11 protein-coding genes are annotated in these 12537 nt (G+C 59.1%); 7 read left to right on the plus strand and 4 right to left on the minus strand.

What is annotated here, in order from left to right; all coding sequences use genetic code 11:
- Positions 1-61: 61 nt before the first annotated feature.
- Positions 62-352, minus strand: a complete 291-nt coding sequence (locus tag G5S37_RS12890) for a hypothetical protein (protein WP_165204512.1) — start codon at positions 350-352, stop codon at positions 62-64.
- Positions 353-545: 193 nt separating this feature from the next.
- Positions 546-2279 (minus strand): tetratricopeptide repeat protein, encoded by a 1734-nt coding sequence (locus G5S37_RS12895; RefSeq protein WP_165204514.1) that lies wholly within the window; start codon positions 2277-2279, stop codon positions 546-548.
- Between the two features lie 286 nt (positions 2280-2565).
- On the opposite strand from G5S37_RS12895, the gene G5S37_RS12900 reads away from it, so the two are divergent.
- Genes G5S37_RS12900 through G5S37_RS12910 form a run of 3 tightly spaced genes read left to right on the plus strand, consistent with a single transcriptional unit; the run spans position 2566 to position 5230 of the window.
- Positions 2566-4194, plus strand: a complete 1629-nt coding sequence (locus G5S37_RS12900; RefSeq protein WP_206026427.1) for a hypothetical protein — start codon at positions 2566-2568, stop codon at positions 4192-4194.
- A 32-nt stretch (positions 4195-4226) separates the two neighbouring features.
- Positions 4227-4895, plus strand: a complete 669-nt coding sequence (locus G5S37_RS12905; RefSeq protein WP_165204518.1) for a hypothetical protein — start codon at positions 4227-4229, stop codon at positions 4893-4895.
- An 8-nt stretch (positions 4896-4903) separates the two neighbouring features.
- Positions 4904-5230 (plus strand): hypothetical protein, encoded by a 327-nt coding sequence (locus tag G5S37_RS12910; RefSeq protein ID WP_165204520.1) that lies wholly within the window; start codon positions 4904-4906, stop codon positions 5228-5230.
- Positions 5231-5837: 607 nt separating this feature from the next.
- Here G5S37_RS12910 and G5S37_RS12915 read toward each other — a convergent pair.
- Positions 5838-7136 carry a DUF1501 domain-containing protein gene (locus tag G5S37_RS12915; protein ID WP_165204522.1) on the minus strand — a complete coding sequence of 433 codons (1299 nt, stop codon included), beginning with the start codon at positions 7134-7136 and terminating at the stop codon, positions 5838-5840.
- A gap of 63 nt (positions 7137-7199) precedes the next feature.
- Positions 7200-9422 carry a DUF1549 domain-containing protein gene (locus G5S37_RS12920; RefSeq protein ID WP_206026428.1) on the minus strand — a complete coding sequence of 741 codons (2223 nt, stop codon included), beginning with the start codon at positions 9420-9422 and terminating at the stop codon, positions 7200-7202.
- A gap of 358 nt (positions 9423-9780) precedes the next feature.
- Between G5S37_RS12920 and G5S37_RS12925 the strand changes: the two genes are divergently transcribed.
- The 4 genes from G5S37_RS12925 (at position 9781) to G5S37_RS12940 (ending at position 12537) form a co-directional block, all read left to right on the plus strand.
- On the plus strand, positions 9781-10473 hold the full coding sequence (locus tag G5S37_RS12925; RefSeq protein WP_165204526.1) for a hypothetical protein: 693 nt from the start codon (positions 9781-9783) through the stop codon (positions 10471-10473).
- Positions 10474-10568: 95 nt separating this feature from the next.
- Positions 10569-11222, plus strand: a complete 654-nt coding sequence (locus G5S37_RS12930; protein ID WP_165204528.1) for an ankyrin repeat domain-containing protein — start codon at positions 10569-10571, stop codon at positions 11220-11222.
- Positions 11223-11412: 190 nt separating this feature from the next.
- Positions 11413-11880, plus strand: coding sequence for a VOC family protein (locus G5S37_RS12935; protein WP_165211574.1), 468 nt, complete (start codon positions 11413-11415; stop codon positions 11878-11880).
- Positions 11881-12030: 150 nt separating this feature from the next.
- Positions 12031-12537 (plus strand): hypothetical protein, encoded by a 507-nt coding sequence (locus G5S37_RS12940; protein ID WP_165204530.1) that lies wholly within the window; start codon positions 12031-12033, stop codon positions 12535-12537.

Here is a 12537-nt window from a genome sequence, read left to right on the forward strand (position 1 = left end):
CGCCGCGCCCCGCCGCATCGAGCGGATTACCTGCGGAAAAAATTACCTCCTCGACCGCGCACTACTTCCTGCCGTGCTTGCCTGCATTTCTGCTTCCGGACTTCTTCGTCGGCGGGATCACGTGGCTGTTTTCCTCGATGATATCGTCATTCACGAAATTCTCGTCCGTGGGTGAGTCGCTGCTGCTCGCAAAGGTGCTGCTTGCCGTGACAGGCGTGCTGAGGCCAGCCTTGCCGGATTCCACTCGTTTCTGGGCCTGACTCTGGTCACCGGCTGGGGGCATCTGCTGGGATTCATCGGTGCTGTGCCGGTTGCGGGATGCGCTTGGGATTGTCCTGGGTTTACCACTCATGATGTGTCTCCTCCTGAAAAGAGATCGCGGTTCTCCCTTCCGATGGACGGACGAGGTGGAGTCGGAGGAGGTGGGGAGGGGAGAACACTCGCCATGTCTCCCGGGATAAGAAGAAAAGGCCGCGCTGTTTCCAGCGCGGCCTTTGAGTGGTTAGGGACTTCGTGTTCCGCTTACTGCGAAAACGCGGCCGGGTTTAGCGGCTGCGGGGAGCCGGGGTGGCCGGCCTGGCAGGAGCAGCAGCAGGAGTGGCGGCGGGGGCTGCGGCCGGGGCGGCACCAGCAGCGGCAGCGGGATTCGCTGCAGCTTCCTTGCGGCGCTTGAGCTCGCCTTCGATGCGTTCCACATCCGCGTCGGCTTTCTTCCTCTGGTCCACCGTCAGCTTGGCACCAGCTTCGTCGCGAGCCTGGGCAGCGATCTGGTTGTTCTTGTCGATGTTCGAGGCCTGCTTGAAGTAGAGGTAGGCGCGCTCGAAGTTCTGCTTCGGCTGCTCACCGGACGGCACCATGAGACCGCGGAAGTAGAGGCTGCCGAGGCGGACGAGGGCGTCCATGCGCACTGCATCGCTCGCGTTCACGGCTTGAGCTGCATCATTGTAGTAGCCGCCTGCAGCGAAGAACTGCGAGACGTTCGGGTCCTTCTGGGGCACCAGGCCGTTTTCGGTCACGATACCGTAGCTCAGGTTGCCGTCGGGCAGACCAGCTGCAGCAGCACGGGCGAACCAGGCAGCGGCGGAGACCGGGTCCTTCTGGGTGCCGGCGCCGTTCAGGTAGTACACACCGGTCTTCTGCATGCCATAGGGGAGGCCCAGGATGGCGGACTGGAGGTACAGGGTGAATGCCTTGTTCAGGTCGCGGTCCACAGCGCGACCGGCTTCATAGAACGTGGCCACCTGGAACATCGCAGGAGCGGAATTGTTTTGCGCGGCCAGACGGTAGAGTTGGAGGGCCGCAGCGTCGTTGCGCTGCACTTCCACCTTGTCGTCGCCAGGAGTGAAGTCCACGCCGCCATCATAGAAGGTGGCGAGGCGGAGCTGCGCAGCGGCGTCATTGCCCTGAGCGGCCTTGGTGTAGAAGTCGAGGGCCTTCGTGAAGTCCTTCGGTACGCCGGCGAGACCGCCTTCGTGAAGTTCACCCATGGTGCGGAGACCGGCGGGAACTTTCTGGTCAGCGAGCTGCTGGAACTTCTTCACTGCGGCGCCTGGATCCTTCTGGATTTCCTTGTCACCGATCTTGCCGCCACCGAAAAGCAGGGCGCCCATGTAGGCGAGTGCGTTCGGGTTGGCTGCGTCAGAGGCCTTCTGGAGGTAGGTCCAGGCCTTTTCGTCGTCCTTCTTCTCAGGGCCGCCACCGCCAGCATAGAACTGGGCGATTTCGAAGTCAGCCTGGCTGTCCTTGTCCTTGGAGGCAGTATCCAGCAGCTTGAAAGCAGCGTCCGCGTCGGGCTTTTCACCTGCGCCACCGCGCAGGTAGATGGTCGCCATGTTGCGGCGGGCTTCGTTGAGGCCCTTGTCAGCCGCCTGCTTGATGTAGGTCACGCCTTCCTTGGCCTTCTCCACTGCTTGGGCGGAGGTGGCAAGGATGGTGCCGTAGTTGTTCATGGCCTGGAGCTGGCCCTGGTCAGCAGCCTTTTTGTAGTACTCAAGCGACTGCTCCACACCACCCTGCTGGTTGCTCTGGCGGAGGAAGTGGGCCCAGGCAAACTGAGCGTCCTTGTCACCGCCGTCCGCTAGCGTTTTGATGTTGGCGAAAATTTCGTTCATGCCCTTGCCTGCAGGAGCCTGCTGACCGCTCGCGGCGAGCTTCTGGGCTTCTTCCAGAGCCTGCACATTCTGGGTCATGGCCGGGCTTGGATTTTTCCACTCGTCCGTATTGAGGCCGAGCGCAGCCGCCATCGCGACCAGCTTAATGTTGATGATACTTTGCAGCATAGATTTGGTTTGGATAAATGAGGAGGCTCCTTTTGACCCGCGAACGGGGCAAGCGCTCATTTTTGGCGAAAAGGCGTTTCTTGTGCAAGTATTTCCCCTAAGAAACTGACAAGAACGTAAAGCTTGCATCTTCGGAAAGAGTGGTTTTTCCGTTGCATCCGGCGGGAGGGTGCTGGCACGATGGGGCCACATGGAATCCACGTTGCAAGCAACATTCGCCCAGGCACGCGTCCACGGAGCGGCCTTGCGTCACCGGTTGAGATACGGACTGGGGGAGGGGCGGCCCATGACCTTCACCATCGTGGCCTTCATGGGACTGTACATGCTCGCGGCCTACCTGCTGGTGAATCAGGGCCTGCGCTTCGTACACAATCTGCCTCTGCTGGGACCGATGCTTACGGAGCGCATGTTGTACCTGCTGTTCTTCTTCTTTTTCCTCATGCTGGTGATCTCCAACTCCGCGATCACGGGCATCAGCCTCTTCCGCAGGCAGGAGACGGGCTGGCATCTCAGCCTGCCCATGCCGCACAGCAGCATTGTGCTGTGGAGAACGGTGGAGGGACTGCTGCTCTCCAGCTGGGGCCTGCTCCTGCTCAGCGCGCCCATTCTGGCCGCCTTCGGAAATGTGCTGGAGGCCAGCCCTTCGTTTTACGTTCTGAGCCTTCTTGCGGTCGTGGCGCTCATCTCCGTGGCGTCGAACATGAGTTCCTGGCTGCTGCTGCTCGTCGTGCGCTGCTACCGTCCGTGGTGGCTGAAGGTGGCCGTGGTGCTGGGCGTTGCGGTGGTCATCGGCATTTCATGGCAGATTCGCGGGCAGCAGACCGCCCAACTCATTTCCGGCGACGTCGCGGCGAATGTGAACCAGCTCTTGCAGCACACAAAGGTGTGCACTCATCCTCTGCTGCCCAGTTCCTGGGTGGCGGAAGTCGTGATCTCCAGTGGCAGGGGATTGCCGGGGCGCTCGTGGTTCTACCTGCTCACGCTCATGAGCTATGCGCTCGTGGTGTGGCTGCTCACACGCTGGCTTGCAGGACGATTTTTCTACGACACCTGGAATATGGCCATGGCGCGCATGGAGGGACGCCAGTTGACCAAGGGACAGCAGGTCTTTGGCAAACGCTCACGCCGCGGGCTGCGGATGTTCCTGTTGGGCTTGCGGCGGCAGACCCAGGCACTCGTGATGAAAGACGTGCGCATCTTCCTTCGCGAGCCCATGCAGTGGGGCCAGTGCGCGCTGATCTTCGGGCTGTTGCTGGTGTACACTTCGAACCTGCGCCACCTGAGCTACAACTACAAGGATGCGATCTGGAGTTCCATCACGAGTTACCTGAATCTCACCGTGTGCTGCCTGGCCATGTCCACGCTGAGCACGCGCTTTGTGTTTCCCCAATTCAGCATGGAGGGCCAGCGCCTGTGGATCCTGGGACTCGCTCCCTTTCCTCTGACAAAAGTGCTGAGTCAGAAATTGTGGCTCAATGTCTGCGTCGTCACGCCGGTCACCGCACTGCTGGTCATCATCTCCTCCATGAGCCTCAAGCTTTCCTTCGAGCGCTCCTCCTTCTTCGTCATCGCGATCATCATGCAAACGATCGGACTCAATGCGCTCGCTCTCTCACTTGGCGCATTGCTGCCCAACTTCCGCGAGACAAACTCCGCCAAGATTGTTTCCGGCTTCGGGGGAACGCTTTGTCTGGTGCTCAGTTTCTTCTACATCGTGCTTTCGGTTGGCATCCTCGTGGTGCCTGCCGTACATCGCCACGCTGCAGTCGCGAAAGGCGTGAACGTTCCTGAGTTTGGAGCCTTAGATTTCGGTGCACTGAGCGTACTGTTCATACTAACAGTTTTGTCTGGTGGGATGCCTTACTTTTTCGCGCTCCAGAGAACAAAACGATTGGCAAACTTAGGAAATCCGTAATACTTAGAGGAGCAAAGCAACAGCTCCTCTTTATGCCGAAGATTACCAGCTTCTTTGACGAGCAGGATGCTCCCGAGCTCCGCTTCGAAGAGCCGGAAACGGCACACAACAGGCAGCCCAAGCGGGCTGCCAACTACGCCGCCAGCGCGTCCATGCCCGCCGTGGGCATCTCTCCAGACTCTGCTGGGGAGTTGAAGATGAAGCAGGCCATGGCTCTCAGGCTCCAGCAGGAGCTTGATCGCACCCAGCGTGAAGCACGCGAACTCGAGCTGCGCCAGCAGAAAGAAGATCGCTTCCATGACGGTCGTCGCGACATGTGCGAACGCCTGAGCCGTGGTCTCGCCAAACTCGATCGTGAGTTGCACAATTCGCAAAAGGCGGTGGAGGAAATTTCGCTCGCACGCGAGGTGTATCAACACCACCTCGATACGCTTCGGAACATCTCTCCGGAACTCATCAAGCAGAACCATGATGAGGACGTCCTCGATCACGCCGTAGGTGCGGTGGAGGATGCTGAATCCGAATATGGGAAGGCCAATCATCGGCTCGCCAGTGTGATGCCCGGCGTGGCGCATCACGTGGGCGCTCCCGGGGCGCTGCCGCAGGACTTCGGCACGTGGTTCCGCATGGGCTTCGCCTTCACTCTTCCCCTGGCAATCATCGCCATCCTTTTCTACCTCGCTCTCAAACTCCTAGCCTGAAACTCCCCATGGCCGGAAACAAACGCATGCGCAAGCGCGCACCCCAGAACGCCCCGATGCTCCCTTTCATGGATGAAAGCGAGCCGCGTGATGTGGCGACCCTGCAGCGGAAAGCCAAGGAGATTCAGCGCAACATGCACCGCCTGAAGGTGGAGATGGCTGCGGATCGCTTGGGCTTTCCCGTGGGCAAGCCTCGCAAGATGACCTTTGCCCAGGCCCAGGCCAAGCGCCGCCGCTTCATGGTGCAGGCCACCGAGTTCCTGATCACCGCCGTCCTCTTCATCGGCGCCTGCGCCTGGCTCTACCAGTGGTGGCTGGCTCGCCAGGGGAGCTAGCCCAGTAGCCGTGCCCCGAGCACGAAGGAATCATTCTTGGGTATATCACACCATGGCGTGATATACCCTTTTTGTTTGCCCATCGCCCAGGACATTGCCGCAGGCTCAGCGAGCGGGAACACCTCGTTCCCGAGAGCGTGAAACATCTCCTGATACACCATTCTCCACAACGTCGCCAGCCTTCAAGGAGTGGGGACATTCCTGTCCCCATTACGGTCTGTAACTCACCATCTCCTCGTTGCTCTGCCACTTTCGGCAGCCGTTCCCACTAACAGGATCAGCCTGCTTGTGTTCCGGCAGATTCCACAGCGCAAACCGATGAACATCTTCGGAGCGCTTTGCGTCGTGGAGTGCGGTGGCAACGGCCTCCCTTGAGGCCGCGACACTGCTTTGAACGAAGGGGTTTCACTCACAAAAACAAGGGGCCACGATAGAAATCTCGTGCTTCCGCATACCGACATCGACGCAAAGCGCACATTCCACCTCCCCCGCGTGATTCGCGACTGTCCCACATCATCACGGGCACATCCGTAAAACAAACGGGGCAGGTGTGACCTGCCCCGCTGTATTGCCTTGCGTAGAAAATGAAATCCCCGTTCCTCCCATCTCAACCAAACAGCGCCGTCACTGGCTGGCCCTTGTCCGCCACGGTGAAGGGACGCTTGCTCGGTGAGTAGAGCACCGTATCCAGCGGCAGGCCCAGCGCATAGGCGATGGTCGCATTGAAGTCAGGCACGGTGATCTTGTTCTCCGTCACCTCAATGCCCTTGTCCGTCTTGCCGTACACCTGGCCGCCGTTCACCCCGCCGCCCCACAGCACGCTGGAGAAGGCCTTGGGATAGTGGTCGCGTCCCGAGTTCTGGTTGATCTTCGGCGTGCGGCCGAACTCACTGGTGAGCACCACCAGCGTATCTTCCAGGAGTCCACGGCGATCGAGATCTCCCAGCAGGGCACCGAGTCCCTGGTCGAGCGTGTCCAGCTTCTCTGGAAGGCGCGTGTAGATGTCCTGGTGCATGTCCCAGCCGCCCAGTGTCACTTCCACAAAGCGCACGCCATGCTCCACCAGACGGCGCGCCAGCAGGCAGCCCTGGCCGAAGGAGTCATTACCATAGAGATCGTGCATGTCCTCCGGCTCCTTGTTGAGGTCAAAGGCCACGAGATCCTCGCTCTTCATCACGTTCACGGCGTCGCGATACACATCCGCATAGGCACGCACGTTCTTGTACTCATAGGCGGACTGGAATCCCTGGTCGAGCTTCGCCGATAGGTTCAGACGATAGTCAAAATCGCTCTCCGTGAGAGCCGCCAGGCGATGGCTGTTCTGCAGGCCGGCCGCAGCGTTGTTCACGATGAGAGGCTGGAAGGCCGCCTCGAAGAAGCCGCCGCCCGGATGCTTGCTGTCACTGGTGATGACCACACTGCCGGGCAGCGCGCTGTTGCCCTTACCCTGGAACTTCTGCAACCACGCACCCATGGTGGGGTGCCGTGTGGCGCCGCGCATGGTGTAGCCGGTGTGCTGGAAGTAATTGCCCTGGGCGTGCGCTCCCTGCGTGCTGGTCAGTGAGTTGATGACCACCCCGTGGTGCATCATCTTCGCCGTGTTCGGAAGCAGTTCGCCAATCTGCACGCCATCCGCGGAGGTCGAGATGGTCTTGGTGTCACCCATGGTATCCGCTCCCGGCACGCAGCCAAAGGTGTCCAGATGCGTCATGCCACCACTCATGTAGAGGTAGATGACATTGCGCGCAGTGCCGACCTGTTTCGCTTTCGAAGCTCCCTCAAATGGAGCAGCGGAGATGCGAGGAGCGAGCGCTCCCATCACCGAGACTCCGAGGCAGGTCTTCGCCACATTCATGACGAAGTCGCGACGGGAAAGTTCGTCAGCTCTAAGGAGATCCGTTTTCATAGGATGAAGGAGGTGAGAAATGGGCGACTGACTTGGCTTGAGCAGGGATTGTGGTGGAGATGATTACTGGATGAAGAGGAACTGCGAACCGGTGAGCAGCGCGTGCGTCACGTCATCGACCGCCTTGTCACCACGCTGTTGGAGGACCTGGCCCATCACGGCGCGCTCGTTGTTCGTGGGCATGCGGCTCAGGAAGGAGAGATAGAGCACATCCATCTTTTGCTGCGGCGTGGCGGCCTTCTTCAGGTCCTGGCTGAGCTTGGAGAGGGGATTGCCCAGTACTTCGGAGGCCGGACCATTGAGCAGCGAGAGTGCTTGCGGCACGGAGGCGTCATCGCTCGCGTTCTGAATGAGTTCGCGATCCGACTGGCCAAAGGTGCGCAGGAAGTGGCCGGGCTTCGCAGGGGAGGGCAGTTCCGAGGCGCGGGCGTTCAGCGAAAGGCTGCCACCCATCTTCATGGCTTCACGGCGCTCTTCCTTGGAGAGCGCAGCGAGTGCAGCCTTGTCATAAGCGCTCATGCCTTGCTTCTCGGGCCGGTAGCCACGGCGCAGATCGTTGGCGCGCTCCTCGCCAATAAGGGCTTCGAGCACATCATTGGAATTTCCCTTGCGAAGGCGCGCGGCTTCACGAGCTAGCTTTTGCGCGGCATCAGCATTGCCACCGCTTTCACGCATTTGCTTGGCCTGCTCCGTGAGTTCCGCAATTCTCTTGTCGGTATCCGCGCGGGCAGCAGTGCCCTGCTTTGCGACTTCCACGAGTGCCTCGGGACCCTTCGAGTTTACGGTGTTGAGGAACATGCTCAGATCATCGAGGTACTGGTGCAGGCGCACATTGTCGTCCTCCACCTGGTCATCGATGTTCCCTTTCGAAAGCGTCACCATGGAGTCCCACACCTGTTCGGCGCTCATGCGGCGTAGGATGGGGCCGGTGAAATGGTAGGTCTCACCCAGCGGTACTTCCGTGGTGGTGGCCATGCGTTGATACGTGTCCGTGTTGTACAGCACGCGGAGGAAGGACTTCAGCGAGTACTTCTTCTCCTGCATGAGTGCGGTGAGGTACTCCATCAGCTCATTGTTGGAAGGCACCGTCGAGTCCATCATTTCATCCACCGGCTCGATGAGGCCGATGCCGAAGGCCTTCTTCCACATACGATTCGCGATCACGGTGGTGAAGCGCGGATTCTCAGGAGAAGTCATCCACTTGGAGAAGGCATCCAGCCGCGTGGGGCTGCCGGCGACATCCGCCTCATGGCCGAACATCACTTTCGGCTGGATGGTCTGGCCAGCCTTGGCATCTGGATACTTGTAGTCCGCCGGCAGCGTGGGCAGCTTGTCCGCCCAGTTGATGCTCGTGTAGCGCAGCGGCTTCATCACATCCTGGAAGGCCTTGCGTACCATCTCCACATCTTCACGGCTGATTTGCGGCTTCTTCGCCTCTTCAGTACCAGTGGCCTCCATCTTCTTGCGCTGCTCGGCCATGTAGGCCTTGCGCTCATCCTTGGTCATGTTCTTCAGCGCGGCGCGGTCAATGTCCGGAGCCTTCGCGCCCTTCTTGCCCTTGGGGGCCAGGTTCTTCAGCGCGTTCTTCTCATAGCCACGGGTGTCCATGCCGTAGGTGAAGGCGGCCATGCCGTAGTAATCCATCTGCGTCCACTTGTCGAAAGGGTGGTTGTGGCACTGGGCGCAGACGATCTGGGTGCCCAAGAAGACCTGCACCGTGTAGGCTAGGTGATCGAGCTTGTTTTCATCCCGCATGTAGAAGCCGATGGAGCCGCTATCCCACACGCCACCTTCGGTGGTCATCAAGTTACGGACGAATTGATCATAGGGCGTGTTCGCCTTGAGCTGCTTCTTCAGCCACTCTTCATAGGCCTCGGCCGTGATGCGGCCCTTCACATTGTCCGTGAGGCGCAGCACGTCCGCCCAGTAGTTGAACATGTTGCTGGTGTAGCCGTCACTGCCCAGCAGCTTGTCGATGAGCTTGGTCTTCTTCGCCGGGTCGTTGGAGCGGACGAACTCCTGCGATTCCTCCACCGTCGGGATGCGGCCTGCGATGTCCAGGTACAACCGGCGCACCAGCACCTCATCCGTGGCCGGCGCGTTGGGCTTCAGTTTGTTCTTCTCCCATTCCTTGGCCAGGATGGCGTCAATCTTCTGCGCCTCCGGCAAGCTGGCAGCATGGACGGCGGCGGCGCCGAGTGTAAGGGTCAGCGCGGCAAGGGCGAGTTTCGCTTTCATGAGCGGGGCAAGGTTGGTATTCACCTGTGATTGGCGCGGAAACGGCATTCTTTGCCGTTTCTTAATTCGATTTTGCGAATTTTTTTCGCCGGGGGGTCCTGCGGGGTCGTCTGGAGGGCAGGGGGGATTAAGGTGTTTATACACCATTTCGGGCGGAAGGTCCAGAACAGATGGGGGGTGGAAGGGGTGGGACTGCAGATGAGGGGGAGAACGCAGAGGGGGATGACAGGCGGGGTGCCACGCTTTGTGGGAGCGGAGCCGCAGGGGTGACTCAGCAGGTTTTTTCCTGCGCCTGCAAAGCCAGAACCAGAGGTAGCCTGAAAAACCCTATAGCTTGAGTTGTTTTTTCTGCATGTTTGCACACAATTGGTATGTTGCGCGCGCACCCGCACCCTGAATCTCACGAATGAAAGCCACCAGACTGCAACTCATCTTGATCCTCTGCGCAATAGCCAGCGGCGGCCTGTTTTGTTTGCTAAAGTTTGGTTACCATGAATCTGTGAAAGATTCAGTGAGTTCTGCTGGCGTCGTATTTACCGCATCAGGTCTGTTTTTCGCAGCCTATTCGCTCAGCGAGAACCACCGCTGGAATCGATACCAGTATACCCTCGAGATGATGGCTGAATGGAACAACCAAGTGAGATCACACCTTGACGTGATTTTCTCAAACTTTCCGGCGTTATACCAAATTCCAGATAATTTGAATTTGTCCCAATGGAAGATCGACGAGGGCCGCGCCAAAGAAATTAACACTGCTACGAGCCAATCACAAGACGCGACCATCAGAAACTCTATCCTGACGACGATGAACTTCTTCGAGGCAATGGCTCGTGCATACGAGATTGGGGCTGTTGAGCGAGACACGGTTCGGGAGTCATTCGGCCCAATGATGTTGGACTTGTGGCACTATTTCGGGCCCTTTGTCGTGGTGGCGGGGCGTTCCGATCACCGAGATCCTTGGCCACCGCTTCGCCGCGTATGCAACCTTTGGAATGCGGAATACCTCCGTGCCGTCGCAGCAGAAGCCGCTAAGGCCGCCGACGCGCGATGCCGCGAAGCCCAAGGTGGGTCCAAAACTCGTCCCCAAACAGGGAGTTGAATTGCATGAAAGCGCCTAATCGTGCGCTGCAGCGCACCCGGCCATCACGCTCGTACCGCAAATGCGGCGGTGAGCTTGGTTCGTTCGCTTTAGATATGAACCGCTGGAGAACCATCATCCTTCTAACAGTAGTCGCTCTCGCGGCGCTGCCGATGGGCGCGTTTTCTTCAGGGGAAGGGGATGACCCGGAGCCCCAGAACCACGTGATTCCGGCGGTCAAGAAGGCCATCGGCCCAGGCGAGCTGTATTGGCTGATGGATCGAGCCTGTGTTCAGGGTGACACCATGAGCGTGCAGATGCTCCTCAACGCCGGAGCGGAACCGGATGGCGTGAACGACTACAAGCATTTTGAGCGATTCGAACCCGTGTGGCACCTGCATCAGGCGGCCTATGGAGGTCACGTGGAGGTGGTCGACATGCTTTTGAAGGCCGGAGCGACAGTCGATCTCCAGTGTGGCGAGGGGGAGACCGCACTTTTTATGGCCGTCTATTACAACCGGGCGGCCGTGGTGCGGCGCCTGCTAGAGGCTGGCGCCAATGCGAGCCTCAAGGTCAATGGCAAGACGGCGATCGAAGTCGCCCGTGTAAAGGGATATAGCGACATCGTCTCCGCGCTTGAACTCGCTGCGGGGTCGAAACAGAAAGGCGAACAAGGCAGCGATGGAAAATCCGCTGCCCGTTCCGACCCGACTTCGAAGGGGGGCAACAAACCTCAGCCGGCATCAGCATCGGGGGGACGCTCCCAATAGCGGGTAGTGGGTGCCTGGCCTGCGACGTTCGGCAACGTCCTCGATATGCCCACTTTCGCTGCCGTTAGGCCGCTGAACCATTTCCCCGCGACCAAGAAATTCGAAAAATGAATGTCCTGAAGTCACTCGCTTGTTCGTCGTAGCATTGAAAGACCCGAAAACCATCAACTTACTTACAACGAACAATACTATGACAAGTTCCATCCGTACCTGCCTCTGGTTCCGCGACGGTCGAGGCCTTGAGGCTGCTGAATTCTACTGCTCCCTGATCCCGGGAAGCCGGATCGAGAAGACCTTTTCTGCCGACGCCGGACATGGTGCCTTCTCGGTAATCGACTTCTCGCTGGGCGGAGTGCCCTACCAAATTCTCGACGCCGGGCCGATGTTCACGCTGACTGAGGCGGTGTCGATTTCGGTGGCGACGGACGATCAGGCCGAGTCGGATCGGCTTTGGGCGGCGCTGACCGCGAATGGTGGCGAGGAAAGCCACTGCGGATGGCTCAAGGACCGCTACGGGGTGTCGTGGCAGGTTTACCCAAAGCGGTTGACGGAGTTGACGACGAATGCCGACAAGGATGTGTCTGCCAAGGCGATGGCAGCCATGATGACGCAAATGAAAATCGACATCGCCGCGATCGAAGCAGCGGTTCGTGGCTAGAAGATGCCCACGGCCTGACCATGCGCTGCGGCCAACCCGCTGGGTGACGGTGTCTTGAGACGGATGCGAACACATTTGTCTCGCCCAGCGGTTGGCCGAGCTTTAGCGTCAGGCCAGGAGATCAAACCCAACGTGATGAAGCCATGGATCATGCGCATACTCGCCCTTGCTTGCTGCCTGCTGTTGGCGACTGCTGCGTTAGGTGAAGCTTGGGATTTTCTAACAAACTGGGATGAGCCAGGCCAGGAAACGATATCGCAGTCCGAGGACATGGCGTTGGCGCGTGGCACGTGGAGACAATCATTGCAGGCTTCGCCCATGGAATTGAGCATTGACGGCCAGACGATCCACATCAACTCGGCTTGGGTGGAGCAGAATTCACATCAAAGCGAGAGATGGTGGGGAACTTCTGAGACTCCATTGGATGGTTATAGCCTCTGCTTCACACTTGCCGGGCATTCCATCCCTCGTTCCCATTACTTCACGACGGGAGATGACAGTTATCCTGTCACTGAGACCTCTTGGTCGAGCACCATTGTTACCTACACTGCCGAATTGCAACGGCCTGAAGATGCCTCCGGAATCCAGCTCACCCTGACCACCATGACAAAGGATGATTCTAACTCCCCGCAACTTCGATTCAGCGCGAAGAAATAA

The sequence above is a fragment of the Roseimicrobium sp. ORNL1 genome, assembly GCF_011044495.1.
In the GTDB taxonomy this organism is placed as follows: domain Bacteria; phylum Verrucomicrobiota; class Verrucomicrobiia; order Verrucomicrobiales; family Verrucomicrobiaceae; genus Roseimicrobium.